This window comes from Cryobacterium zhongshanensis, from assembly GCF_022760445.1.
GTDB classification, from domain to species: domain Bacteria; phylum Actinomycetota; class Actinomycetes; order Actinomycetales; family Microbacteriaceae; genus Cryobacterium; species Cryobacterium algoricola.
Genome location: NZ_JALGAR010000001.1, coordinates 1,301,267 through 1,327,455, shown reverse-complemented (window position 1 = coordinate 1,327,455; position 26,189 = coordinate 1,301,267). Strand labels below are relative to the sequence as shown.

General features: G+C 67.8%; 23 protein-coding genes. 6 read left to right on the top strand and 17 right to left on the bottom strand.

From position 1 onward, the window contains the following. Positions 1-80 precede the first annotated feature (80 nt). Both MQH31_RS05965 and glgB read left to right on the top strand, forming a co-directional pair. Positions 81-2,066, top strand: coding sequence for an alpha-1,4-glucan--maltose-1-phosphate maltosyltransferase (locus tag MQH31_RS05965; protein ID WP_206751271.1), 1,986 nt, complete (start codon positions 81-83; stop codon positions 2,064-2,066). Beyond that, complete coding sequence (glgB, locus tag MQH31_RS05960; protein ID WP_243011299.1) at positions 2,063-4,300, top strand: 1,4-alpha-glucan branching protein GlgB; 2,238 nt, start codon at positions 2,063-2,065, stop codon at positions 4,298-4,300. Before MQH31_RS05965 ends, glgB begins: the two co-directional genes overlap by 4 nt. 91 nt (positions 4,301-4,391) lie before the next feature. Here glgB and MQH31_RS05955 read toward each other — a convergent pair whose 3' ends face one another. Together MQH31_RS05955 and MQH31_RS05950 are read right to left on the bottom strand one after the other, a co-directional pair. After that, entirely contained in the window at positions 4,392-5,366 is a 975-nt protein-coding gene (locus tag MQH31_RS05955) for a tetratricopeptide repeat protein (RefSeq protein WP_243011298.1), read from the bottom strand. Further along, positions 5,363-7,171: a DUF8094 domain-containing protein gene (locus tag MQH31_RS05950; protein WP_243011297.1), complete on the bottom strand. Its 1,809-nt coding sequence runs from the start codon at positions 7,169-7,171 to the stop codon at positions 5,363-5,365. The genes MQH31_RS05955 and MQH31_RS05950 overlap by 4 nt, the downstream gene beginning before the upstream one ends. A gap of 226 nt (positions 7,172-7,397) precedes the next feature. On the opposite strand from MQH31_RS05950, the gene MQH31_RS05945 reads away from it, so the two are divergent. Both MQH31_RS05945 and MQH31_RS05940 read left to right on the top strand, forming a co-directional pair. Further along, on the top strand, positions 7,398-9,011 hold the full coding sequence (locus MQH31_RS05945) for a DivIVA domain-containing protein (RefSeq protein ID WP_134532296.1): 1,614 nt from the start codon (positions 7,398-7,400) through the stop codon (positions 9,009-9,011). Positions 9,012-9,039: 28 nt separating this feature from the next. Beyond that, positions 9,040-10,089, top strand: coding sequence for an AI-2E family transporter (locus tag MQH31_RS05940; protein ID WP_134532298.1), 1,050 nt, complete (start codon positions 9,040-9,042; stop codon positions 10,087-10,089). An 18-nt stretch (positions 10,090-10,107) separates the two neighbouring features. Here MQH31_RS05940 and MQH31_RS05935 read toward each other — a convergent pair whose 3' ends face one another. The 9 genes from MQH31_RS05935 to rpsB all read right to left on the bottom strand — a co-directional run bounded on the left by MQH31_RS05935 (position 10,108) and on the right by rpsB (position 16,866). Next, positions 10,108-10,833 (bottom strand): alpha/beta hydrolase, encoded by a 726-nt coding sequence (locus MQH31_RS05935; protein ID WP_243011296.1) that lies wholly within the window; start codon positions 10,831-10,833, stop codon positions 10,108-10,110. A 31-nt stretch (positions 10,834-10,864) separates the two neighbouring features. Further along, the gene (locus MQH31_RS05930) at positions 10,865-11,167 is read right to left on the bottom strand and encodes an Rv1322 family protein (protein ID WP_243011295.1); all 303 of its coding nucleotides are present in this window, start codon (positions 11,165-11,167) and stop codon (positions 10,865-10,867) included. Positions 11,168-11,241: 74 nt separating this feature from the next. Then, complete coding sequence (locus MQH31_RS05925) at positions 11,242-11,784, bottom strand: aggregation-promoting factor C-terminal-like domain-containing protein (protein ID WP_243011294.1); 543 nt, start codon at positions 11,782-11,784, stop codon at positions 11,242-11,244. A 186-nt stretch (positions 11,785-11,970) separates the two neighbouring features. After that, positions 11,971-12,519, bottom strand: coding sequence for a DivIVA domain-containing protein (locus tag MQH31_RS05920; RefSeq protein WP_243011293.1), 549 nt, complete (start codon positions 12,517-12,519; stop codon positions 11,971-11,973). Between the two features lie 66 nt (positions 12,520-12,585). After that, a complete protein-coding gene (locus MQH31_RS05915; RefSeq protein ID WP_308196424.1) occupies positions 12,586-13,617 on the bottom strand; it encodes a phosphatidate cytidylyltransferase in 1,032 nt (343 codons plus the stop codon). A gap of 16 nt (positions 13,618-13,633) precedes the next feature. Further along, positions 13,634-14,188, bottom strand: coding sequence for a ribosome recycling factor (gene frr, locus MQH31_RS05910; protein WP_134532305.1), 555 nt, complete (start codon positions 14,186-14,188; stop codon positions 13,634-13,636). Between the two features lie 91 nt (positions 14,189-14,279). Next, on the bottom strand, positions 14,280-14,996 hold the full coding sequence (gene pyrH, locus MQH31_RS05905) for a UMP kinase (protein ID WP_134532307.1): 717 nt from the start codon (positions 14,994-14,996) through the stop codon (positions 14,280-14,282). A gap of 126 nt (positions 14,997-15,122) precedes the next feature. Further along, positions 15,123-15,950 carry a translation elongation factor Ts gene (gene tsf / locus MQH31_RS05900; RefSeq protein ID WP_134532309.1) on the bottom strand — a complete coding sequence of 276 codons (828 nt, stop codon included), beginning with the start codon at positions 15,948-15,950 and terminating at the stop codon, positions 15,123-15,125. A gap of 10 nt (positions 15,951-15,960) precedes the next feature. Further along, the gene (gene rpsB / locus MQH31_RS05895; protein ID WP_243011292.1) at positions 15,961-16,866 is read right to left on the bottom strand and encodes a 30S ribosomal protein S2; all 906 of its coding nucleotides are present in this window, start codon (positions 16,864-16,866) and stop codon (positions 15,961-15,963) included. Between the two features lie 342 nt (positions 16,867-17,208). Between rpsB and MQH31_RS05890 the strand changes: the two genes are divergently transcribed. Further along, entirely contained in the window at positions 17,209-17,934 is a 726-nt protein-coding gene (locus MQH31_RS05890) for a M23 family metallopeptidase (protein WP_243011291.1), read from the top strand. Here the strand turns inward: MQH31_RS05890 and MQH31_RS05885 are convergent. The 3 genes from MQH31_RS05885 to MQH31_RS05875 all read right to left on the bottom strand — a co-directional run bounded on the left by MQH31_RS05885 (position 17,907) and on the right by MQH31_RS05875 (position 20,443). Further along, complete coding sequence (locus MQH31_RS05885; protein WP_243011290.1) at positions 17,907-18,851, bottom strand: tyrosine recombinase XerC; 945 nt, start codon at positions 18,849-18,851, stop codon at positions 17,907-17,909. The genes MQH31_RS05890 and MQH31_RS05885 overlap by 28 nt on opposite strands. Positions 18,852-18,874: 23 nt before the next feature. Beyond that, the gene (locus tag MQH31_RS05880; protein WP_243011289.1) at positions 18,875-19,816 is read right to left on the bottom strand and encodes a phosphodiesterase; all 942 of its coding nucleotides are present in this window, start codon (positions 19,814-19,816) and stop codon (positions 18,875-18,877) included. 69 nt (positions 19,817-19,885) lie between these two features. Next, positions 19,886-20,443, bottom strand: a complete 558-nt coding sequence (locus tag MQH31_RS05875; protein WP_243011288.1) for a DinB family protein — start codon at positions 20,441-20,443, stop codon at positions 19,886-19,888. A gap of 209 nt (positions 20,444-20,652) precedes the next feature. Here MQH31_RS05875 and MQH31_RS05870 point away from each other — a divergent pair, with 209 nt between their 5' ends. Next, a complete protein-coding gene (locus MQH31_RS05870; RefSeq protein WP_243011287.1) occupies positions 20,653-22,080 on the top strand; it encodes a pyridoxal phosphate-dependent decarboxylase family protein in 1,428 nt (475 codons plus the stop codon). Between the two features lie 577 nt (positions 22,081-22,657). Here MQH31_RS05870 and MQH31_RS05865 read toward each other — a convergent pair. The 3 genes from MQH31_RS05865 to MQH31_RS05855 form a co-directional block, all read right to left on the bottom strand. Further along, positions 22,658-23,257 carry a hypothetical protein gene (locus MQH31_RS05865; RefSeq protein ID WP_243011286.1) on the bottom strand — a complete coding sequence of 200 codons (600 nt, stop codon included), beginning with the start codon at positions 23,255-23,257 and terminating at the stop codon, positions 22,658-22,660. A gap of 262 nt (positions 23,258-23,519) precedes the next feature. Beyond that, positions 23,520-24,779, bottom strand: coding sequence for a DNA-processing protein DprA (dprA, locus tag MQH31_RS05860; RefSeq protein WP_243011285.1), 1,260 nt, complete (start codon positions 24,777-24,779; stop codon positions 23,520-23,522). Between the two features lie 36 nt (positions 24,780-24,815). Then, positions 24,816-25,301 (bottom strand): magnesium chelatase subunit ChlI family protein, encoded by a 486-nt coding sequence (locus MQH31_RS05855; protein ID WP_243011284.1) that lies wholly within the window; start codon positions 25,299-25,301, stop codon positions 24,816-24,818. Positions 25,302-26,189 lie beyond the last annotated feature (888 nt).

Sequence of the window (26,189 nt, the reverse complement as noted above, 5' to 3'; positions counted from 1 at the left end):
CCGTGGCAGGCACCGACGCCGGCCCGGACCTGGCTCCCCCTGCGGTCCTGGGCAAGCGAGGCAGGGAGGAACCGACGCGCATCAGCCGCATTCCGATCCTCGACCTTGCGCCCCAGCTCGCCGACAACCTGTGGCCGGCCAAGGCCTTCGTCGGTGAAGCCGTCCCCTTCGCTGCGACGGCGTTCCGCGAGGGTCACGACCTGATCGGGGTCACCCTGCTCCTGACCGATCCCGAGGGCACCAAGTCAGAGCACCCGATGCATCCGGGCGCTCCGGGGACCGACCGCTGGACCGCTCTCGTCACCCTCGACCGCCAGGGCACCTGGCAGTACCGGGTGCGGGCGTGGGCCGACGACTGGGCCACCTGGGTGCACACCGCCGAGATCAAGGTTCCGGCAGGGATCGACATCGAGCTGACCTTCCTCGAAGGTTCGGTGCTTCTCGCCGCGGCCGGTAAGGACAAACGCCGGCCCGTGGCAGAGCGTCGCGCCTTCGCCCATGCCGCAGCGGACCTCGTGGACCCGGGCATCTCGGTCGACGATCGCCTCGCCCTGCTCGACACGCCGTCGCTGAACGCGTACATCACCGCACGCCCGCTCTCCGGGCTGTCATCGACCTCGGCACAGCGCGCCGTGCGGGTGGAACGCACCCGGGCCGGCGTCGGCTCCTGGTACGAGTTCTTCCCCCGCTCCGAGGGAGCCGTGCAGCGCGCAGACCACTCCTGGCAGAGCGGAACCTTCCGCACCGCGGAGGATCGCCTCCCCGGCGTCGCCGCGATGGGCTTCGACGTGCTGTACCTGCCGCCGATCCACCCGATCGGCCGTTCCTACCGCAAGGGCCCGAACAACACCCTCAACGCCGGGCCGAACGACCCCGGCTCGCCCTGGGCGATCGGATCGGAGGACGGCGGCCACGACGCCATCCACCCCGACCTCGGCACCGTCGACGACTTCCGGCACTTCCTCGCCGCCGCAGCGGACAACGGCCTCGAGGTCGCCCTCGACCTCGCCCTTCAGGCCTCGCCGGACCACCCCTGGGTGACCGAGCACCCCGAGTGGTTCACCACCCTTCCGGACGGCAGCATCGCCTACGCCGAGAACCCGCCCAAGAAGTACCAGGACATCTACCCGATCAACTTCGACAACGATCCCGCCGGCATCCGTGCCGAGGTGTTGCGGATCGTGCGCCACTGGATGAGCCTCGGCGTACGGATCTTCCGGGTCGACAACCCGCACACCAAGCCCCTCGATTTCTGGGAGTGGCTGATCAACCGGGTCACCGAGGAGAACCCCGACGTGATCTTCCTGGCCGAGGCGTTCACTCGCCCTGCGCTCATGCACGCGCTCGGCAAGGTCGGATTCCAGCAGTCGTACAGCTATTTCACCTGGCGCAACACGAAGGTCGAGCTCGAGGAGTTCTTCCACGGCCTCGCGACGACGACGCCGGACTTCTACCGGCCGAACCTCTTCGTGAACACCCCGGACATCCTGTCGGAGTTCCTCCAGGTCGGCGGGCACGCCGCCTTCAAGATCCGGGCGGCCCTCGCAGCGACGGCCGCCCCGACCTGGGGCATGTACGCCGGGTTCGAACTCTTCGAAAGCGTGCCCCGCCCCGGCGCCGAGGAGAACATCGACAACGAGAAGTACGAGTACCGCCCCCGCGACTTCGCGGCGGCGGAAGCGGCAGGCGAGTCCCTCGCGCCGTTCGTCTCGTTGCTCAATGCCGTCCGCCGCGCCCATCCCGCTCTCGGCCAGCTGCGCAACCTCGACCTGCACACGAGCGACGACGGCGCCGTGCTCGTCTACAGCAAGTACCTCGACGCGGCACACACCGGGACCGGCAGCTCAGACGCGATCATCGTCGTCGTCAACCTGGACCCGCATTCCGTGCGCGAGACCATGGTGCGCCTCGACGTGACCCGTTTCGGCCTCGAGCCCGGCACGGTCTTCGAGGTCGAGGAACTGATCACCGGGGCCATCTGGACCTGGACAGCAGACAACTTCGTGCGACTGGATGCCGCTACCGAACCGGTACACATCCTGCACGTCAGAGGAGCAGTACGATGACGCCCACGCCCCCCCGCCCCGCCACCGTGCCGGTGGTCGCCCCCGGCATCCTGCAGGCGATCGCCGAGGGCCGGTACTACAACCCTCACGAGATCCTGGGCCAGCATCTCGTCGGCGGGACGAAGATCGCGGACCCGCTCACCGTCATCCGTGCGCTGCGGCCGCTCGCGAGCGAGGTCTTCGCACTACTCGAGTCCGGCGCCCACATCGAGCTCGCGCACATCGGCTACGGCGTCTGGCAGGGGGTGAGCACCGTCGGCCTGCAGGCATACGAGCTCGAGGCCCGGTATCCCGAAGCCCCCACCTGGATCGTCGACGACCCGTACCGCTTCCTGCCGACGCTCGGCGAGCTCGACCTGCACCTCATCGGCGAGGGCAGGCACGAGCGGCTCTGGGACGTGCTCGGCGCCCACTACCATTCCGCGGCCGCCGTGGCCCCGCTCCCGACCGACGAGACGGCCGGCCTGGTCGCCGGAACCTCGTTCTCGGTGTGGGCCCCGCACGCACAGGCCGTCCGGGTGATCGGCGACTTCAACTCGTGGAGCGGAATCCTGCACGCCATGCGCAACATGGGCAGCACGGGGGTCTGGGAGCTCTTCGTGCCCGGCCTGCACCCCGGCTCCAACTACAAGTTCGAAATCCTCGCCCAGTCCGGTGACTGGGTGCGCAAGGCCGACCCGATGGCCCGCTACACCGAGGTGCCCCCCTTGACCGCTTCGGTCATCGGCGAGACGCACTACGAATGGGCGGATGCGGAATGGCTGGCCGAGCGGGCCAGGACCCAGGCCCACAAACGACCGATGAGCATCTACGAGATGCACGTCGGTTCCTGGCGCCCCGGGCTCGGCTACCGTGACCTCGCCGACCAGCTGATCGGCTATCTGCACGAGCTCGCGTACACGCACGTGGAGTTCATGCCGCTCGCCGAGCATCCGTTCGGCGGATCGTGGGGCTACCAGGTCACCGGCTACTACGCCCCGACCAGCCGATTCGGCCACCCCGACGACCTGCGCTATCTGATCGACCGGCTGCACCAGTCCGGCATCGGCGTCATCATGGACTGGGTGCCCGGGCACTTCCCCAAGGATGACTTCGCGCTCGCCCGCTTCGACGGGCAGGCGCTCTACGAGCACGCGGATCCCCGCCGCGGCGAGCAGATGGACTGGGGAACCTACGTCTTCGACTTCGGCCAGACCCAGGTCCGGAACTTCCTCGTCGCCAACGCGCTCTACTGGCTCGAGGAATTCCACATCGACGGACTGCGCGTCGACGCCGTCGCATCCATGCTCTACCTCGACTACTCCCGTGAATACGGCCAGTGGGAACCGAACATCTACGGCGGAAACGAGAACCTCGAGGCAATCAGCCTTCTGCAGGAGGTCACCGCGACGGCGTACAAACGCAACCCGGGCACGGTCATGATCGCCGAGGAATCCACGAACTGGGGCGGGGTCACGGCGCCCACCTCGCGCGGCGGCCTCGGCTTCGGCTTCAAGTGGAACATGGGCTGGATGCACGACTCCCTCGAATACACGAGCATCGATCCGATGTACCGCTCGTACCACCACAACGAGATCACCTTCTCGTTCGTCTACGCGTTCAGCGAGAACTTCCTCCTGCCGATCAGCCACGACGAGGTCGTGCACGGCAAGGGTTCGCTCGTCGCCCGGATGCCGGGTGACGACTGGCAGAAGCTCGCCAACGTGCGGGTGTACCTGTCGTTCATGTGGGCGCACCCCGGCAAGCAGCTCCTGTTCATGGGGCAGGAGTTCGGCCAGCTGCAGGAGTGGAGCGAATCGCGCGGGCTGGACTGGTGGCTCCTCGACCAGTCTCCCCACCGTGGGCTGTTCACCCTCGTCGGCGAGCTCAACCGGGTCTACCGGGCGAACGCCGCGCTCTGGGAACGCGACACCGACCCGGCCGGGTTCGAGCTGCTCGACGGAGGAGCCGCGGCGCAGAACGTCGTCTCGTTCCTGCGCTGGGACGATTCGGGCACGCCGATCGCGTGCGTCTTCAACTTCGCCGGCCAGCCGCACACCGGCTACCGGGTGGGTCTTCCGTTCGCGGGCGTCTGGGACGAGATCCTGAACACGGATGCGCAGAACTTCGGTGGTTCCGGCATGGGGAACCTGGGCCAGGTCACCGCGACGGACGAACCGTGGACCGGGCGACCGGCATCCGCCCTCGTCACGCTGCCCGCCCTCGCCGGCGTCTGGCTGCGCCTGCGCCGCTGACCGAAGCCCGCTGAACTCCGCGAGAGTACGAAAATGGCCCACTCCCGAGCGGGGAGGGGGCCATTTTCGTACTCTCGCGGAGCCGGGACTTCTAGTAGAGCAGCATGGTGAGGCGCTTGCGGGTGGGGGCGACCCGGGGGTCGTCCTGGCCGATGACCTCGAACAGATCGAGGATGCGTTCGCGGATGCGGTTCTTGCCCGCGGCGTCCTGGTTGGGGAAGAGCGTGAGGAGCCGGTCGAAGGCGTCCTCGACGTGTCCGCCGGACAGGTCGAGGTCGGCGACGAGCAGCTGCGCATCGAGGTCGTCCGGCGCGGCAGCGGCCGCTGCGCGGATCTCGGCGAGCGTCTTGCCCTTGAGCCGGGCGAGCAGTCCCACCTGGGCGAGACCGGCGACCGAGAGGTTGTCCCTGGGGTCCCTCGCCAGCGCCGTCTTGTAGATCGCGATCGCGGCGTCGTAGTCGCCCCGTTCGATCGCCTCGTACGCCTCGACGTGGTGCGGCGGGAGCTCGGGTTCCGGAGGAGCGACGGGGGTCGCGGCATCCGCTCCCTCCGGAGCGACCGCGGTGCCGACGACACCGTGCTCCGCAGCGAGCTCGAGCACACGCTCGAGCACCAGACGCACCTGGTCCTCCGCGATCACGCCGTTGAAGAGCGCGACGGGCTGGCCGCCGATGACAGCGGCGACAGTCGGGATCGACTGGGCCTGGAACGCCTGGGTCAGCTGCGGGTTCGAGTCCACGTCGACAGTGGCCAGCACGAACCGGCCGGCATACTCGAGGATCAGCCGGGTGAGCACGAGGGTCAGCTGGGCGCTCTGTTCGCTGCGCGCAGACCCCAGATCGACGATGACCGGAACGGTCGCGGAAAGGTCGAGGATCTCGCCGAAGTTCGCGTCCGTTCCCAGGGACACGAGACTCGGAACCGGGACGGCCGCGGCCTGTCCGGCCTGCGCGGGCGCCCCGGGGGCACCTGCTCCCCCGGCCGCCGGTGCAGGCGGCCGGTTCACGAGGGACGACAGATCGACGGCGCCGCGCATGCTGGCGGCGGACGGGGGGACAAGACTCATGGAAGCTCCGTAGACGAGATCAGTCCCTGGGCAAAGCCAAGGAGGACAATTTTATCGCTCGAACCGGCCGCCGGAACGTGGAACAGGAGCTGGTCGGCGTAGGTGTTCTTGAAGCCCTTCGCGGTGGCGGTGAGGCCGGAGAGCGCCTTGCTCGCGACCGCGCCCTCACCGGGGCTGACCGTCGCGGCAGCATCGACGGGTTTGACGGTTTCCGTCTCCTCGAGGCTCACGGCGACGATGCTACCCGAGTCGTTCGTCGCCAGGGCGAGTGTGGGGCCCGTGCTGGCCTTGGCGCCGAATTCGATCGACGCCGTGGTCGGCAGCTTGGCCTTCTTGTCCGCCTTGTTCGCGTCGATCTGGGTGCGGAAACTGTCGCCGGTCGCCTCGAACAGGGCGAACGACGGGCTCGCTTCGCCCGTGCTGAGGATGTCGGCGTACGCGGCCGCGACCTGGTCCGGCGGCAGGAGCATCAGTTTCGAGTCGGGGGCGATGATGGGTGCGCCGATCGTGGCGGGGGCCAGGTCCGGGATCTTCGCGGAGGGTTCGAGCTGCACCGCATAGTCGACGAGGTAACTCGCCCGCGCAGATTCCTGCCGCAGCACCACGACGGTCGGGGCGACATCCGGGGTGTCCTTGTTCTGGACGACGGTCATCACGACTCGGGGCCAGGTCGCCGACTGCTGCGGAAGCGAAAGCGTCAGCGGTCCTGCGGGAAGCGCGGCGAGTGCCGGGAAGTCGGGGGCGATGGCGCGCACCTTGTAGTTGGCGAGTCGCTGGTCGAAGGCGGGACCGGTGAACCGGGTCGCGAGGATGTCTGCGCTCAGGTTCTTGTCGCCGTCCGCCGCGACCGCGGCGATCTTGGTCATGATCCGCTCGAGCTGCGGCACCGTCACGGCGGCCGGAGGCACGTCCTTGATCACGACGGCAGCACCGCTCGCGTCAGGGGTGGGGCTGACGGTGGCCGCATCGGTCGCGCCGGCACCCGGCCAGAATTCCGAGGAGCACCCGGTCAGCACGAGTCCGGACACGAGGAACATCGGAACGACCGCGATCATGGACCGCCCGATCGACCGTCGCCCGGTGATCTCGCTCGCCTTGATGGACTTGGGGCGGGGCGCGCGCGGAAGTCGCGGCATCCGCGGGCCCTTGGGCAGGTTACGGCGCGGGCCGTGCGACCTGCGGAGGTGGATGAGCGCCCACAGGTAGAGGATGAGCCCGATCAGGGCGAGGACGGCACCGCCCATGATCAGCGGGCCGGCCCACGGGGTCGAGTTGTCGACGGGCCAGGTGATGCTCACCGTCGACGGCGCGGGGTTGGTGCCGTCTGAGGCGACGATCATCGAGATGCCCGCCGGCAGGTTCACGGTCGCCGTGAGTTCCTTCGTGCCGGTGAATTCCTCGAGCCAGAGGTCCGAACCGGCCGGGTTCGTCACGGTCACTGCCGCGGCCGGCGTGGTGCCTGTGGGGGCTTCGGCGTCTGCGGCGACGGTGTCGCTCGCGAGGCCCGGGGTGTTGCCCTCGGCCGAGTGGATGCTGACATAGGCATTCCCGGCCAGCCACGCCTTCACATCCGCCGTGCGGCCGTATGCCGCGAACACGGTGTCGGCGCCCGACAGGGTCACGGTCTGCGCGTTGGGGTGCTCCGTGAGGGCGCTGGAATCGATCACAGCGTACGGAGCGTCGGCAGCGATGGTCGCGCTCAGGCTACTCGTCGCAGGCTCGAGGAAGACCGTCCGCTGGGCAATGCCGAGCACGATCATCACGCCCGCGAGAACGAGCGCCACAATGGCAAAAAGGAAACGCACTGATACCCTCCTGTGTCGCCAGCCGCTCCGCACACACGGGTGCCCGAACCCGGAGCGGGTCCGGGAAGCAGCAGACAGGACATTCCACGATACTGTCTCGTCCTGAAAGCTGCCTAATAGACCCCTGTACACGGGACGCACAACCACCGCGTCAACCCACTAAAATTATCATGGCCCCCGTGGACGGACTAAATGCGGGGTCAGAGTTCCAATACAAGGAGATAGTGTGGCGATCGACGAAGCTGATTTCACCCAGGTTTTCCGTGGTTATGACAAAGAAGAGGTCGACAGGGCCATTCAGGGGCTGCGTCGTGATCTGATTCAGGCGAACAGCCAGGGCACGGAAGCCAACAAGGAAATCAAGCGCCTCACCGCGCACATCGACGACCTGAACGCCGAAATCGAAGAGGTCGGCAGCCCCACGTTCTCCGGGCTCGGCACGAAACTCGAGAACACCCTGCGGGTCGCCGAGGAACAGTCCACCCGGGTGATCGCCCAGGCGGACATCGACGCTGAGCGCCTCCGCGCCTCCGCCGCGAGCGAGGTCGACACCCTGCGCCGCGAGGCGACGGAGCGCGCTGAGCGCGCCCTCTCCGACGCAAATGTGAAGGCCAGCCGTCTCCTCGACGACGCCCGCGCCGAAGCCGACGACCTGCTCGCACGCGCCCACGACGACTACACGACCGTCACCGGCGACGCGGTGCAGGAGGCAGCCGCGATCCGCGGTGCCGTCGCCACGGAAGCCGCCGAGCTCCGGGCGACCGTCAAGCGCGAGGTCGCCGCCATCCGCTCCGAAGCAGAGCGGGAGGCCGCGGAGGTCCGCGTCGTCGCGCAGCGCGAAGCAACGGATGCCCGTGAAATCGCCGCAGGGCTGACGCGCGAAACCGAACTCACCCGTGCCGAGGTCGCCCTCGAACTCGACCAGCAGCGCGCGGACCTGGCCAGGGAAACCGAGCAGGCCAGGATCGACCTCACCGCCGAGACCGAAAAGGCCCGCTTCGACAGCGCCCAGGAGGCCGAGCAGGCCGCCATCGACCTCGCCCACGAGACCGAGCAGGCCCACAACGCGCTGGCCGCTGAGATCGACCAGGCCCGCACCGACCTCGCCCGCGAGATCGACCAGGCCCGCATAGACCTCGGCATCGAACGCGAACAGGCGGAGACCGAACTCGCTCGGGAAATCGCCCGCCAGCGCGCCGCCCTCGCCCAGGAACTCGAGAAGGCACGAGCCGCTCAGGCCGCGCGGGCCGAACAGGCCGCCGCCGACCTCGCCAGGGAAAACGAACAGGTGCGTGCGGACTTCACCGCAGACGGCGAACAGCTCCGGATCGACCTCGACAATCAGCTCACGGCCGAGCGCAAGCGCGGCGAGCACGAGCAGGCCCGGCTGCGCCGCGACATCGACCAGACCCGCGCCGACCTCGACGTCGAGCTCAAGGCCCGCCGGGACGAGGCTGAGCAGGGACATCTGGCCCGCCACCAGGAGGCCGTCGCCCAGACCCAGAAGTTCCTCGACGATGCGACGAAGCAGCTCGCGGAGACCAACCAGCGCACCCTCGAGCTGCGCGCGCTGAACGAGCAGCTCGACTCCGGCGCCCGCGCAGAGGCCAAGACGGCCCGCCTGGCCGCGGAAGCCCATGCCGAGCAGATCGTGCAGGACGCGGAGTCCCGCGCCACGGCACTCATCACCGAGGCGGAAAAGCGGACACGCGCACTCGTCGCCGACGCAGAAGAGCGCCTCTCCCAGATTAGGATTGAGCGCGACTCGGTCGCCGGCTACTTCGAGAGCCTGCGAGGCCTCCTCACGCAGGCGGAAAAGGTCACAGCACTGGACGATTGATTACCGCCCCCACTCCGAGGAGATCCCCGTGAAAATCCAGAACGCATTCCGCCTGGGCCTGATCGGAACCCTCGGGGTCGGGGTCGGGATCCTCATCCTGAGCTCGATCGTCAGTCTGCAGACGATCATCACCTACATCGGTGCCGCCCTGTTCATCGCACTCGGCCTCGACCCTTCGGTGTCCTGGCTCGAGAAGAAGGGCTTTCCGCGCTGGGCGGCTATCCTGGCCGTCCTGATCGCGGTGATCGGGGTCCTGACCGGCGTCATCTTCGCGATCGTCCCGATCATCGTCGATCAGATCACCAAGTTGTCTCAGGCGATTCCCGAGCTCGTCCGTTCCGTCAACACGTCGACGTTCCTGTCGGACATCCAGAAACAGTTCCCCGCGCTCCCCGTTTCCGGGATCGTCAAGTCGATCACGGACTACGTGAGCACCAACGTGACGACGATCACCACCGCGATCATCCAGTCCGGGCTCGCCGTGGTCAGTGGGCTTTTCGGTGCGCTGATCATCGTGATCCTGTCGCTCTACTTCACCGCCTCGCTGCACAGCCTCAAGACCGCGACCTACCAGCTGGTGCCTGCCTCGAAGCGGGAACGGTTCGCCGACCTCAGCGAGCAGATCACGACATCCGTCGGCCGCTTCGTCGTGGGGCAGGCCGCCCTCGCCTCGTGCAACGGCGTGCTGAGCTTCACGTTCCTGTCGATCATCGGCGCCCCCTTCCCCGCCCTGCTCGCGGTGATCGCGTTCCTGGGTTCGTTGATCCCCCTCGTCGGCACGATCAGCGGCTCCGTGATCATCGTTCTCGCGTGCCTGATCCCCGGCATCGGCAGCTCGACCCTCACCGCCCTGGTCGCCGCGATCTACTACATCGTGTACATGCAGGTCGAGGCCTACGTCCTGAGCCCCAACATCATGCGCCGCGCCGTGTCGGTGCCCGGCGCTGTGGTCGTCGTCGCGGCTCTCGCGGGCGGGTCACTGCTCGGCATCCTCGGCGCGCTCATCGCGATCCCCGTCGCCGCGGCGGTGCTCATGATCATCAAGCAGGTCGTGATTCCCCGCCAGAACGAGCTCTGACCCGGGCTCTGAGGTCGCTCAGCCGAGCCACTCGGTGGGCAGCGGCGCGGCCGCCGGGTTCACGACGGCAACGATCTCGTTGAGGATGCGCTTGGTCTGGGTCTCCCCCACCCAGAGGTGCTTGCCCCCGTCGACGGCGATGAACAGGGTCTCCGGGACGCTCGCGAATCGTTCCCTGGCGGCGTCGGGCCGCAGATAGTCGTCGTGCTCAGGGATGATGGCCACGAGCCGGCGCGAGTTGCCCGCCCAGGCCGCCAGTTCCGCATCCGTCGCCCGGTGCAGCGGCGGGGACAACAGGATCGCCCCGACGATCGGCTGCTCGAGGCCGTACTTGATCGCCAGCTCGGTACCGAAGGACCAGCCGACCAGCCACGGGTTGGGGAGCTTCCGCTCGGCGACGAACGCCATGGCCGCAGCGACGTCGAGCCGTTCGGCGTTGCCGTGGTCGAAGCTGCCGCCGCTCGTCCCGCGCGGTGAGGTCGTCCCCCGGGTGTTGAACCGCAGCACGGCGAGGTCGGCGAGGGCGGGCAGGCGCCCCGCTGCCTTGCGCAGGATGTGCGAGTCCATGAATCCGCCGTGAGTCGGCAGCGGATGCAGCGTCACGAGTGTCGCGACCGGCTCGCGGTCGAGCGGCAGGGCGAGTTCCCCGACCAGGGTCAGTCCGTCGCTCGTGTGCAGTTCGATGTGCTCACGACGGGCGGGCAGTTCGACGCCGCCCCGGATCTCGGTGACGGTGGAACTCACGGTGTCTCCCTCGTGCCGGTGTCGACCGGCATCATCTGATTCTCCAGCAGTGGTTGTGCCAGTGCCGGCGGCCGGCGAGGTCGGCGGCCTCGCCCATGAGCCCATCCGCACGCCACGCGACGAGGTGGGGAGTCTTCGGGGCGATCTCGAGACTGCACCCGGGGCAGACGTAACTCTTCGTCGCCCGGACCGCCGTCACGGGCTGCACGGTCCAGAGACCGTCTCGCCGTTCCTCGGTGCGACGCCACCCTGCCCGCATCCGGTCGAGGGTCTCGTCATCGCCGGAATCGTCCGAACCGGGCCTGCGACCCCTCGGATGATTGCTGCGTGGCATTGGGACAGTCTACGTCGGCGCGGACACGCACGGGCACGACGGGCGCCACGATCGCGCCCTGCGGGTGCGGAGGTCTAGTACCAGCCGGAGTCGACCGAGTGCGCCCAGGCGCCGCAGGGGGTGCCGTAGCGGCCGGTGATGTAGCCGAGGCCCCATTCGATCTGGGTGCCCGCGTTCGTGGCCCAGTCGGCGCCCGCAGACGCCATCTTCGAACCGGGGAGCGCCTGGGGAATGCCGTATGCGCCGCTGCCGTTCTCCGCCGTGACGCGCCAGCCGGATTCCTTGTTCCAGAGGGAGACGAGGCAGTTGTACTGGTCTCCGCCCCAGCCGCGTGCGGCGACCGCGCCGGCGGCGTATTCCTGCGCGGAACCGGGGCTCGCGACGGCCGCCGTCGGTGCCGAGGAGCTCGAGTTCGACTTGGTCGAAGCCTTGGCCGCAACGACGGGCACAGGGACCGGCTTGGGCTTCACGGTGACGGTGTACGACTCACGAACGATCGTGTTCGCGTACGTGCCGTTGACCTGGACAACCTGCGTGGCCTGGCCGGCAAAGCGACCACCGGCGGACTGGAAGTACGGGGACGCCGTCGCGCCGGAGTACGGATCGACGATCGTCACGAGGACGAAGGCCGCGGCAGCAGTGAAGGCGAACAGGAACAGAACACGGGCACGCGGTCGGGGCTTCCTGACCCTCCGAATGGTCGGAGTGGTGGCATTTCCGGACTCAATTACGCTTAGGTGTCTTCCCACGATTTCTCGAGCCTAACCCAGATTTCGGATAACAGCCAGATAACGGTGCGTGATTCACCGAACGGCGAGCATGACGTCGACGACGTTGTCGAGCACGACATCGACCTGCACTTCGCGATATCCCCCGCGTTGTTGACGGAAAACGGCCGAACGCACGTCGTCCGCAGTGATCGGGAAACCGTCCTCGAAGTACTTGATCACCTTGTTCGCCAATCGGTCGACATCCGCTCGGTTGTACCCGACGCTCAGAAAGCTGACCCGGCTGAAGCGGTGCCCTGCGGGGCGTCCCAGGCGGTCGACGAGCTCCTGCGCGCGGCCCCTGGCGCTTTCCAGCCACGCCTGCGTGCCGTTGGCTCCCGCCTCCCGCTCGCGATCGCGCACGGCGAACGCGTCTTCGAGACGTTCCAGGGCCGCGTCGACATGGGAGGACGAGTAGCCGCCCTTCTGCATCGAGAACGCGGTGTGGCGGATGCTTTCGGCCGTCATCGGTTCGGCGTCGGCGCTCGCATCGTACGCACGACGCGCACTCGCCAGAAACTCGTCGACCTGGGTGACGTTGTAGCCGAGCGTCTTCTTGCCGGCCCGGGGGAATGTGGTGCTCACTGGATCATTCTGCCCCACGGCGAGGCCCCTGTCGAAAGCGTGCCCCCGGCCGGGGTCCGTTCCGGGTCAGTGGGAGATCAGGTACAACGCATACGTTGCGGCCGCTGAAGGAAGAATCGAGTCCATCCGGTCGAGGAAGCCACCGTGGCCGGGAAGCCAGGAACTCATGTCCTTGATCCCGAGGTCGCGTTTGATCAGCGACTCGGCCAGGTCACCGAAGGTGGCGCTCAACAGAATGACGAGTCCGAAGATCAGGCCGAACCACCACGGTTCCCCGATCATGAACACGGCCAGAACCACGCCGACGATCAGGCAGGCGAGGCCGGCGCCCGCGAAGCCTTCCCAGGTCTTCTTGGGGCTGATCGTCGGCACCATGCGGTGCTTGCCGAAGGACAGCCCGGTCGCATACGCCGCGGTGTCGTTGGAGATCACCAGGAGCAGGAAGGCGAGGGTCCACCACTGCCCGTCCGGCTGGGCGGCGAGCAGCACGGCGAAGCTGCCGAGGAACACGACGTAGGTCTGAATGAAGAAACCGGCGCCGATGTCACCGAACACCGAGCGCGGGGTCCCCCGGTGCGCCGGACTGAGCAGCAGGGCCACCCGCCAGAGACCGATGAAGAGGATTCCGGCGAGGGTGACGAGGAACTGGCCGCTCGCTCCCCAGTAGAAGGCGGCGGGGACGACGGAAATCGCGGCGATGACCACGGCGATCCGCGGCACGTTACGCCCGGACTGCCGAAGGGCCTGCGCGAGCTCGAAAGCCGTGAACCCGACGAACGCGGCCGCGCAGACCATGAACAGCTGTTTGATGAAGATCAGGCTCACCAGCATGAACAGGCCGAGCGCGAGGCCGATCAGGGTCGCCAGGATGAGGTTACGTCCCGTTCGGGCCGCGATCCGCTCGTTCGTGGCATCCAGCTGGGCCCGCGTCGCCTGCATCTGACGTTCGATGTCTGCGCGGGTCGACTGCATCTGGCGTTCGATGTCGGTACGGGCGGCGTGCACCTGTGCCCGGAATTCCGAGCTGCCGGACCCATGGGGTTTCTTGGGCGGCACCGGTGCACTGTCTCCGGTTTCGTCGCGTGGCTCGTGCGTCATGACGCTGGCTCCGCCCTTAAATCTCGAGGAGTTCGGCCTCTTTGTGCTTGAGCGCGGTGTCGATCGCGTCGACGTGGGTCTTCGTGATCTGCTCGAGCTCCTTTTCCGCCCGGGCCACATCGTCGTCACCGACTTCGCTCTTCAGCGCATCGAGTTCGTCCTTCGCCTTGCGGCGCAGGTTGCGCACGGAGATCTTGGCGTCTTCTGCCTTGGTCCGCACGATCTTGACGTACTCCTTGCGACGGTCCGCCGTGAGTTCCGGCAGGGTCGCCCGGATGACGTTGCCGTCGTTTCCGAGGTTGGCGTCAAGGTTCGGGGTGTCCCGGATGGCCTGCTCGATGTCGCGCAGTGCGCCCTTGTCGTACGGTCCGATCAGGAGCGTGCGTGCTTCCGGGTTCTGCAGTGACGCGAGCTGCTCGAGCGGGGTCTGGGAGCCATAGTAGTTCACCAGGATCTTCGCGAACATCTGCGGGTTCGCCCGCCCGGTGCGCACGGTCCCGAAATCGTCTTTGGCGGCTTCGAGGGCCTTGTGCATTCGTGCGCTTGCATCGGACAGAACATCCGCGATCACGGTAACTCCTTCATTGAGGCTTCGACCTGGGTGATTTCGACCTGGGGACTTCGACCTGGCGCCATTTCGACCGCAGGTGACATCGACAAGTTTAGTTGGAGACGAGGGTTCCCAGATCGGCTCCGAGGATGGCGGCGGTGACATTGCCCTGTGGCGCCATTCCGAAGACCTGCATCGGCATCCCGTTGTCCATGCAGAGGCTGAAGGCTGTCGAGTCGACGACCTTCAGGCCCCGCTGCAGGGCGTCCTGGTAAGTGAGGTGGTGGATCAGTTCCGCGTCCGGGTTCGTGCGCGGGTCGTCCGAGTAGACGCCGTCGACGCCGTTCTTGGCGACGAGGACGATGTCAGCGCCGATTTCGAGGGCACGCTGCGCGGCGACGGTGTCCGTGGAGAAGTACGGCAGGCCTGCACCGGCACCGAAAATGACGACGCGTCCCTTTTCGAGGTGGCGTTCGGCCCGGCGCGGAATGTACGGCTCGGCGACCTGGGTCATCGCGATCGCGGACTGGACGCGGGTCTCTGCTCCGGCCTGTTCCAGGAAGTCCTGGAGGGCGAGGGCGTTCATGACGGTGCCGAGCATGCCCATGTAGTCGGCCCGGCCCCTGTCCATGCCGCGCTGGGACAGCTCAGCGCCGCGGAAGAAGTTGCCGCCGCCGACGACGACGGCGATTTCCACCGTCTGTGCGGCCTCGGCGATCTCCCGGGCAAGTGAGCTGATCACATCCGGGTTCACGCCGAGGCTCCCCGCGCCGAACGCCTCGCCGGAGAGTTTGAGAAGGACTCTGCGCTTCTTACCCGAATCTGACATGCCCTGGGGGTCCTTCCGTTGTACCTGATCTAAAACTACTGCGTGCCGACTCCATGCGGACACAGCAATGGAGACCGGCCTGCACGAGCAAGCCGGTCTCCATCGTTATCGCTTCGAGCCTATTGCCTAGGCGCCGACCTTGAAACGGGCGAATCCGGACACCGTGAGACCGGCATCCTTCAGCACCTTCGCGACGGACAGCTTGTTGTCCTTCGCGTAGTCCTGCTCGAGCAGGGCGACCTGCTTGAAGTAGGCGTGGATGCGGCCTTCGACGATCTTGGGCAGTGCCGCTTCCGGCTTGCCCTCGTTCTTCGAGATCTCGGTGACGATGCGACGCTCGGCCTCGACGAGGTCCGCCGGGACGTTCTCGCGGTCGAGGTACTCCGGGTTGGCGAAGGAGATGTGCTGGGCGACGCTGCGTGCGGTCTCAGCGTCCTCTCCCGAGTAGCCCAGAACGACGCCGACCTGCGGGGGCAGGTCCTTGCTGGTCTTGTGCAGGTAGATCGCGAACTTCTCACCCGTGACGGATGCGACGCGACGCAGCTCGAACTTCTCACCGATGATCGCGGCTTCGCCATCGATCAGTTCGGCGACGGTCTGGCTGCCGGCCGGGGCGGCCAGGCCTTCCGCGACCGAGGTGGCACCGGCAGCGGCAACCGCGTCCAGGACCTTCTCGGCGAGGGCGCCGAACTTGACACCCTTGGCGACGAAGTCGGTCTCGCACGCGAGCTCGATCAACGTTGCGGTCGTGCCGATTTCCTTGGCTGCGACGAGGCCCTCAGAGGTGGAACGGTCAGCGCGCTTGGCGTTGCCCTTCGCACCCTTGAGACGCAGGATCTCGACGGCCTTCTCCATGTCGCCGTCGGCTTCGACGAGGGCGTTCTTGGTGTCGACCATGCCCGTACCGAGGCGTTCACGGAGGGCTTTGACGTCTTGCAGGCTGATGCTGGCCATACCGGGTTCCTTACTTGGTTTCTTCGGCGGGAGCGTCGGTGGCGACAACGGCTGCCACGTCGGCTGCTTCTTCGACGACCTGCTCGGCGGCGACGGTGGCGTCGGCGACCTCAGCGGTCTCGGCGGAGGACTGCTCGGGGGTGGCGTCGGTTGCGGCGACATCCTCGGTCTTCAGCAGTTCGGCTTCCCAGGCGGCGAGGGGCTCGATTTCGGCCTCCGGCTTGGCGTGGCGCTGGATCAGGCCCTCGGCTGCGGCGTCCGCGATGATGCGGGTCAGCAGGCCGACGGAACGGATGGCGTCGTCGTTGCCCGGGATCGGGTACTGCACGTCGTCGGGGTCGCAGTTGGTGTCGAGGATCGCGATGACGGGGATGCCGAGCTTGCGGGCTTCGTCAATGGCGAGGTGCTCCTTGTTGGTGTCGACAACCCAGAGCGCGGACGGCGTCTTCGTCAGGTTGCGGATACCACCGAGGCTCTTGTGCAGCTTGACGAGCTCGCGCTTCTTGATGAGCATTTCCTTCTTCGTGAACCCGCTCTTGGCGGTGTCCTCGAAGTCGAGCTCTTCGAGCTCTTTCATGCGGGCCAGACGCTTGGAGACGGTCTGGAAGTTGGTGAGGAGGCCACCGAGCCAGCGCTGGTTGACGTACGGCTGGCCAACACGGATGGCCTGCTCGGAGATCGATTCCTGCGCCTGCTTCTTGGTGCCGACGAAGAGGATCGTGCCGCCGTGGGCGACGGTCTCCTTGACGAAGTCATAGGCCTTGTCGACGAAGCCGAGGGACTGCTGCAGGTCGATGATGTAGATGCCCGAGCGCTCCGTGAAGATGAATCGCTTCATCTTCGGGTTCCAACGGCGGGTCTGGTGTCCAAAGTGCACGCCGCTGTCGAGCAGCTGGCGGATGGTTACGACGGCCATGAGCCGTACTCCTTGTCCGGCGCGCCGCGTACGCGGCAAAACGCCAATCGGTTCGTGTCCTGATCGGTCGATCACGACTCCTGGTGCCCGGCGCACCTCCGCCTGGCTTCCGAGGAAGCCGGACCGAATGGGGGTGTTGGCCGAATGGGCACGCGTAGTCAGCGCACGAAGCGCTGCTGCCATAACTTTAGCACCCGGCGAACCCGGTTCCAGCCAGCTCTCCGCGGTTCGGTGAGTGGATGTCCCCCTCGGCTCGTCCTCACCAGGCTGCGTCGTTCACGGCTTCTGCACCACCCCGCCCGCACACGATCGATTCGCCGCCGCGAGCCGGAGTCTGGGCGCATGCCGATTCACCGCCGCACCGCCGTCGCCCTGGTCGCCGCCCTCCTGGCCTGCTTCGCCGTCGCTCCCGCGTCGGCCGGCCAGGACGAACCACGGGCCCAGCGCCAGCCGATATCGAACACGATGCCCGCGCCGACTCCGACGCCGACTCCTACTCCGGCGGGACCGGAGGCGTCGGCGTGGGCGTGGCCGCTCGCCCTGCCGCATCCTGTCCTCCGGGAGTTTCGTGCGCCCGTCTCCGAATACGCCGGAGGGCACCGGGGAATCGACATGGCCGCATACCCCGGCGACCCCGTGTATGCCGTCGCGGACGGCACCGTGACGTTTGCCGGGATCGTCGTGGACCGGTCCGCGATCGCTCTCGCCCACGGCGGCGGACTCGTCTCGAGCATCGAACCGGTCACGGCCCTCGTCGCACCCGGGGATTCCGTGCAACGCGGCCAGCTCATCGGCCGCGTCGCGACCGGTGGCCACTGCGGTGGCGCCTGCGTACACCTCGGGGCGCGGATCTCCGGCCGGTACGTGTCGCCGATGCGATACCTGGGCGGCGTCCCGCGCGCCGTGCTGCTTCCGACGGAGTCGGCCGCCCTGCTCAGGCGGCGGGACGCCTCCCTGAGGAGCCCCGTCGAACAGGAACTGTGGCACGCCGTCGTCCAGGACGACGGGCTCCAGGACGACGGGCTCCGAGGCGGCGGCGCTCAGGCTCGCGGGTGGGCGTTCTGGTAGCTCTGCCGCAATCGTTCTGCGGAGACGTGGGTGTAGATCTGGGTCGTGCCGAGGCTCGCGTGTCCGAGCAGTTCCTGCACGGCGCGCAGGTCGGCCCCACCGTCGAGGAGGTGGGTGGCGGCGGTGTGCCGCAGCGCGTGCGGCCCGGCGGGCCCGTTGCCGGGGATTTCGGCGAGGAGTCCGGCGACCAGCCGGTACACGGCTCGCACTCCGATGCGGCGCCGGTGGGTCGCGAGGAACAGCGCGGCGGGGCGTCCGGCGGTGCTCCCGGCGATGTTCCCGGAGGGTTCCTCCGTGGCCGCGAGCAGTATCGGTCGCGCACGCTCCAGGTAGGCGATGAGAGCACGCTGCGCGGGGACACCGAAGGGCACGACGCGTTCCTTGGACCCCTTGCCGGTCACCCGCACGGTGAGCTGGGAGAGATCGACATCCGGGACGTCGAGTCCGACGAGCTCGGACACGCGCAGCCCGGAGGCATAGAGCAGCTCGACGATGGCCTGGTCGCGCAACTCGTGCGGGCCGCCGGCCCTGGCGCGCAGCTCGAGATGGTCGAGGAGTGCCTGCATCTGCGCCCGGTTGATCACCCGGGGCAGGGTCCGGCCCGGTTTGGGCGAGCGCAGGCGCACGGCCGGGTCGAGCGGGCTCACGCCCGTTCGGGTCAGCCAGGCCGTGAAGCTCCGGGCCGAGGCGGACCTTCGCGCGATCGTCGCCTGGGAGAGACCGGCCTGGGTCGCCACCCACAGCCAGTCGCGCAGCAGGTCAAGGGACAGCCCGTCGGTGTCGCCGACCCCACGTTCGGCGGCGAAGGCGAGGAGACCGCGGAGGTCCGTCCGGTAGGCGCGGACGGTGTTCGGCGAGAAGCCACGCTCCGCGGCCAGGTAGACGGTGAAGTCCTCGAGAAGGGCCGTGAGAGGCATCCGCCCGCTGCCTGCCGCCACACTCACGCCTGGCGTGAGAAGGCCTCGGTCCGCTCGTCGGGGCTCATCGCCTCGATGCGGGCCAGGAACTCGGAGTCGAAGCGGGTCGCGGGGTCGAAGTCGCCGAGCACGACATGGGAGTGCACGACGCTCTCCGGGTAGACGTGCACGAGGTTGATCGACTGGCCGCCGCGCACACCCGTGAGTTCCCGGGCCGGCGCGCTCGGGTCGATGGTGTAGCAGGTGGCCGCGGCCACCGAAACCGGGATGCCGGCGAAGAGCCCGGTCGTGGCGTAGTGCAGGTGCCCGCCGAGAATGCCGCGGATATCGCTTCCGGCGATGACCTCGGCCAGGCCGGCCTGGTCCCTGAGTTCGAGCAGGCTCATCAGGGGCACCATGGTCGGGATCGGCGGGTGATGCAGGGCGAGAAGCGTGCCGTGCGGCGCGGGCTCGCGCAGAACCTCGGCGAGCCAGGCCAGCTGCTCGGCGGAGAGGGCGCCGTGGTGGTAGCCGGGAACGCTCGTGTCGAGAGCGATCAGGCGGAGTCCGTCGAGGTCGTGCACCGCGTCGACGGGTGCGGCAGCGGATGCCCCGTGCCCGGTTTCGCGGAGCAGCTCGCTGCGGAAGGGCGCCCGCTTGTCATGATTGCCCATCACCCAGATGACGCGGGCCCCGAGCCGGTCGGCCGCGGACTCGACGAAGTCTCGGATGCGCCGGTAGGCATCCGCTTCGCCGGTGTCGGCGATGTCACCCGTGAAGACGAGGGCATCGATCGGCTGGCCGGAGCGTTCCAGCTGGGCGAGGGCTTCGTGCACGGGGGTGTCGGTATCGACGGTGCCATAAAGGGGCAGGCCGGCACCGTGTGAATCAACACCGAGGAAGTGCGTGTCGCTGATGTGCGCGATGACGTGACTCGCCGGTCCGTACTGGCCCAACTGGACCTGGCCCACTGGAACACCGCTCATGGCTCACCTTTCGTCCGCTCCAGACTAGGGCCTGGCACTGACACTCCCCCGGCGCCCCGGCCGCGTCGCTCAGTCCTGCGGGTCTTCCCCGACGCTGCCGTCGGCGCGTTCCCGCAGCAGGTCGAGGTGACCGAGGTGCCGTGCGGTCTCCTCGACCAGGTGGATCAGGATCCAGCGCAGGCTGAACCTGCGGCGCACCGAGACGGCGTCGAGAGAGGCGGCCGCCGCGATGATCGCGTCGCAGCGGCGGGACTCGGCCGCGTAGTCGGCGAGCAGCTCGGCCATGGTCACGTCGGCCGGCACGTGGAACTCCCCGTCGGGATCCGCGTCTGTCCAGTCGAAGGTCAGCCCGTCCTGGCCTGCGAAAACGTCGCGCAGCCAGGACCGCTCGACGTTCATCAGGTGCCGGACGATGCCGTGCGCGGTCATGCCGCTCGGCGTCGCGACCGGCCGGAGCTCCGCATCCGCGGCGTCGCCGACCTTCCACGCGACGAGGTCACGCTGGCGTTGCAGGAATCCCAGGATTGTCGTGCGCTCGTCGCCGAAGTGCGCGGCTTCGGCGACTCCGGCGCGCACGCCGTTCTCCCGTCCCGAGCCGTCAGTCTTAGCGTTCAGGTATTCAGCCATGCCCCTTTCTAGCGCGAATCTCGCGCTTCGGCCGTCGCCCCCGTATCGAATTCAGGAGAATCGTGCCAATGACCCAAGCCTGCCCGCGGACCAGTGCGGCCGGCCCGCCGCGATCCGGCGGATCTCCTGAATTCGGGACACCTCGGTGGCGGCGGCCGACGGTAGGTGGGGCACTGGTCGGGGCGGACGGCCCGGACTACCATGGCCCCATGTCAGCTCAGCCCGGCGCATACGACGAGCCACTGGGACGGGCCAGAGAGCACGCGCTCGCGTGGCTCGGTTCGCTCGGCACCCGCCCGGTGGGTCCGCGCGCCGACGCCGACACCCTCGCCGAGCTGTTCTCCGGCCCGCTTCCGGAGTCCCCCACCGCCGCGGCCTCCGTGGTCGACGAGCTGGCCGCCCTTGCCGAACCCGGCCTGATGGCCATGCCGTCGGGTCGGTTCTTCGGCTGGGTGATCGGCGGCACCCTCCCTGCGGCGCTGGCCGCGGACTGGCTTGTCAGCGCCTGGGACCAGAACGCCGCGATGCGCTTCGCGACGCCCGCGACTGCCGCTGCCGAGGAGGCCGCGGGAGCGTGGGTCCTCGATCTGCTCGGTTTGCCGGACGGTTCCGACGTCGGATTCACGACCGGGGCCACGATGGCCAATTTCGTCGGACTCGCTGCCGGGCGCCAGTGGGTGCTCGAGCGTGTGGGCTGGAATCTCAGCAGGGACGGATTGTCCGGGGCGCCGCGCGTGCGGGTGTTCGTGGGCGAGGAGCGGCACGCGGTGATGGACCTCGCACTCCGCTACCTGGGCCTCGGCGAACCCATCGCCGTTGCGGCCGACGCGCAGGGCCGGTTGGACCCTCGCGCCCTCGCGGCCGCGATGCAGGAGGGTGAGGGGCCGGCCATCGTCTGTCTCCAGGCAGGGAACCTGCACTCCGGTGCCTTCGATCCGATGACGGCGGCGATCCGGGTCGCGCGGGAGCACCATGCCTGGGTGCATGTGGACGGTGCGTTCGGCCTCTGGGCCGCGGCGAGCCCGAAATACCGCACGCTCGTGGCGGGCGTCGAGGGGGCCGACTCCTGGGCGACCGACGCGCACAAGACCCTCAACGTGCCCTATGACTGCGGGATCGCGATCGTCGCGAATCCGGCGACGGTCCGGTCCGTGTTCGGCGTGCACACGAGCTATCTGTTGCAGCCGGCGACCGACGGCCCGGGCGACCCCTTCGAGAAGGTACCGGAGCTCTCCCGCCGGGCCCGCGGCATCCCGGTGTGGGCTGCACTGCGGTCGCTCGGGCGATCCGGCACGATCGACCTCGTCGAGCGCCTCGCCGGTCACGCCCGTTCCCTCGCCGAGGGCCTCGGGCATATTCCCGGCGCCGAGGTCGTCAACGAGGTGGTCTTCACGCAGGTGTGCGTGAGCTTCGGCAGCGACGCCCGCACCCGGCGCGTGACCGAGCTGCTCCTCGACCAGGGCACCACCTGGATGTCCGGTTCCGTCTGGCGCGGCCGCGAGGTCTTGCGTATCTCGGTCAGCAACTGGTCGACGGATGCCGCCGACGTCGCAGACTCCCTCGCGGCCGTACGGCGGGCGTGCGAAACCGCAGGCCACGACGGCGAGGAGACGCCGGCGGGCCTGTACCAGGGCTGACGCTCCGCAGCCGGCAGATCGGTGCCGTCCATCGATCTGCTGACACTGCAGGACGACACCCACCATTCCCTCTGTCCTGGCGCCCAGGCGTTCACGCTGGCGTGGGCAGAGAAGACGGCGTAGGGGTAGGGAAGGTGTCCGGACCGGTGTCACCGTTGCGGATGCATCGAGTGGTTGCGCCCACCTCGATTCGGGGACTCGTGCTGTCTTCAGCGTTGAGGTAGACCTTGACGGTCAGATCGGGTCCGTCATAGTAGAGACTCAAGATTCTCGGCTTCTTGGTACTGACAGGATTCGACTGATCGGGCCGCAGGAACATCGATTTCCGCCCCGCTTCTCGTGCCCTGAATACGTCGTCATGTTTGTCCGTTCTCACGACCCCCACGTATTTGCACCCTGAGTCTAGAGGCATGATCCCAGAAAGAAGGTCCCGGTCAGCGCTGAGAACTCGACTGGTCGTCGAGCTACGTCTCATCGGTTCTGGATCTGGATTTGGTTCCAGCTTGGCCCTGCCCCCAATCCAGCGGCGAGCTATCCGGACCAGCCGCGGGAGCGGGCAATCAGGGTGGCCCTGACGTCACTGTGCTGCAGTAGGCATGGGGATCGACGTCGGTGTCGGCGCCGGGAACGTGCCCGGACCGGTGTCGCCGTTGCGGATGCACCGACTCGTCGCGCCGACGAAGATCCTGGGTGGCGTGGCGCGCTCCGCGTCAAGGTGGACGTTCACCGTCATACCATCGGGTCCGTCGTAGTAGAGGTTCACGACGCTGGGGTCCTTCGTGAGGCCTGCGATCGTCTGCTCGGGACGCAAAACCCACCCGTCGCCCGTCGGGGCCAAAAGTTTCAGAAGCTCTTCATTGGGCATCGGCTTGACCAGGTCATAGCCGAGTCCATATGTCCATGCCGCGCTTCCCGATGGCCCGGTGTCGATGACGCTCTCGCAATAGGAGGAATTGTTCAAGGGGACGTCGGTCGCATTGGCCTGCAACCACTCCACCGGTACGTTCGCGAGGAGTGACGTTACTTCCTGCTGGGCGTGCCGGGCACCTTCCAGCAGTGTCTGATCGGCTCGGCCGCTCGGCGCAGAACAGCCAGAGAGAGCGATGATCGACAGAGCCCCCGCGCTCACAACTGCCAGGCAACGTTTCCATGAGCAGAAGGGCCTCGGAACGGCCATCAGCGCCCTCCTTGTGGATCTGTCATGACGTCAAACATTGAATTCCACCCCGTTTTGAGTATGGTCACACGCGTGTCGTGCTGTTCGGAACGCAACGACGCGATCAATCAATCCTGCACAGACAACACAGTCGCGGTCCCGACCCGCATCGCACCCAGAGTCAGGGCTGCCAACGACTCCCCCCGTCTCGCGTTCAGCCTAGTGAGAATCAGCCATCATCAAGCGGAGTTCGACACCCCCAGCACGGGTGCAGGCGGCGCGCTCAGGCGTTCCGTACCCAGCCGGTCGCACGCTCGCGCGCGGCGCCTTCGAGCCCGAGGGCACCGAGCGCGGCACGCACAGACATGGTGGAGAGGCCGGCGCGGCGGGCGAGGTCGCCGACTTCGCGTGGGGACCGGCCGCTCAGGGCGTCGAAGACCCGCACCTGTTCACTGGTGCGCCCGCCGCCCGCGATCCCGCGTTCCGTTTCCGTATCTGATTCCGGAAAGTCCAGAGGCACCTGGACCAGGTGCTCGGCGACGAGTTCCGCCATCTCGGCGGCCGTCGTCACGCAGACGGCGTCGTACTCGCGGATCAGCCGGTGACACCCGGCAGACGCCGGTGAGGTGACGGGGCCGGGAACGGCGCCGAGCGGCCGCCCGAGGGCGGCCGCGTGGCCGGCGGTATTGAGCGATCCGGACCGCCATCCGGCCTCCAGGACGATGGTGGCCAGACTGGTCGCGGCAATCAGCCGGTTCCGCTGCAGGAACCGCCACTTGGTGGGCGCGGCCCCGCACGGGAGCTCGGAGATGACGGCGCCCTCCCCAGCGATCCGCTCGAGGAGGTCGACGTGTCCGCTCGGATATGGCCGGTCCACTCCCCCGGCGAGAAACGCCACGGTTCGACCGCTGCTCGCGAGCGCCGCTTTGTGCGCCATCCCGTCGATCCCGTACGCGGCGCCGCTGATGATCGCGAATCCACGGTCCACTAGTCCGGCGGAGGCTTCCATCGCGATGTGCTCGCCGTAGCGGGTGGCGGCCCGGGCGCCGACAAGGGCGATCGACTCCCGGAACGCGCCGAGGGCATCCGCAGGGCCACGCCACCAGAGGGCGAGCGGGGCGTGTACCCCGAGGTCCTCGAGCCCGGCCGGCCAGTCGTGGTCACCGGGGATAGCCAGCCGTGCGCCCGATCGCGCAGCCTGCCGAAGCGAAATCATGACGACGACAGGATCGAGCCGCGGGCGCCAGCGCTCCAGGGCGCGGTCGAGTCCGGCGGCGACGACCGTTCCCTGCTCCACCCCCGCGGCGAGGAGCTCCCGGGCAACACGGTCAGGTGACCAGGCTTCGATCACGAGGCGCAAGGCGGGAACGGCGCCGAGCGCCCTCACGACGAGACCTGCGGTCCCATCGCCGGGTTCGCTGATGCACGACCAGGCCGCGCGAGCGTGCAGCTCGGCCGCGAGCTCCGCGGTCAGGGCGGCCCCGGGTGGGCGCACGCCGGTCGCGAGGTCCATCATCGTGGTCTCATCGGGTTCGAATGGCATCGTGCGTCCTGTCCTTCCGTCGGTGGATGTCCGGCTCTAGCCGGTGCGCAGGTAGAGAGCCTGCCCGAGCTGCTCGACACCGGGCAGATCGGCGCCCTCGAGGTCGGCGATCGACCAGGCGACGCGGAGCACCCGGTCATAGCCGCGCATGGTGATGCCACCGCGTTCCAGTGCTCGATCGAGCGCGGCCGTCGTCGCCCGGTCGAGGCGCAGGTGCCTGCCGCGGAGCCAGGAACCGGGCACCGCGGAGTTGAGCGACCAGGGTGTGCCGGCGAGGCGCTCCCGTGCGGCGCCCCTGGCCTGGATCACCCGTTCCCGCGCCGCGGAGCTCGTCAGGCGTGGTTCCTCGGCGGCGAGCCGCAACTGGGCCGCCGTGATCCGGTTCACGTGCAACTGGATGTCGATCCGGTCGAGCAGCGGCCCGGAGATGCGGGCGAGGTACCGCCGCCGGGCGCTCGGCGGGCACGAGCACTCGAGGCCGGCGACGCCGTACTGCCCGCACGGGCACGGATTCGCGGCCATCTTATCCGTGGTGACAAAAAGTGTCAGATGTCGGGAGTCAAGAGTCAGGACAGACATCACCCAATTCCACGGTCGTCGAAGTGAGCGACGCCACCTACAGTCATCCCCGGGAGTTCTGTCTGAGAAGACATGCCCGAATCCAGAGAGATTCAAGTATTCGCGGGACGGGGACATTGCTCAGGTCGTGAAAAAGCAATACCGTGCTCGCATGATCGAGAACATCTTTGATGGGATCTACGGCGACCTGGACGATTGGCTAGATCAAGAATCAAGTGACTCGGCTTTGGGGGGAGGTCAATCTGAGGGAGCCCGGCGACCCAGAGATAGTCCCGACATCGTCGAGCTGCGGCCAAAACCGCGAAAGCCCGATTAGCCCCTTCGAGCGACCGAATATTGGCTGAACTAGGGCCAGGCCAGGATGGGATGGCGCTTGTGAGGCAGGGGTCCGGGATCAATACCGGGGCGCAACCGATCTGAGCAGGCGTGTGAAGTGCCGGCTTGACGGCACTTTCGCACCCAGGCCCGGCTCGTGTAACGCACGCGAAATATCGTGCCCCGGCTGCAGCCCATTCTTGGGCGTTGGCTCTGCTCGGTACCCCAGGGGCACGATGGGCCAACTGCGAGAACGTCACTCAAGTCAGTTGATTGGTCTACGAAGCGGGGTCGAAAACCATCCGAGTCGCTGTAAGTCAGCTGCGACCGACGCGTGTCTCATTAGACTTCCATCCTTCGAGCAATGCCACGCGGGCCCATTGGTTCGGCGTGAACAGAGCGTCCGCTCTAGTAGAAGAATCCCACGATTCTCCCCTCCAACTCCACTGGAGCAGAAGGGACGGTAGCCGAAACTATGACTTTCTCCCCCGCAGTATCCCGCAGAAGCCATGCAAA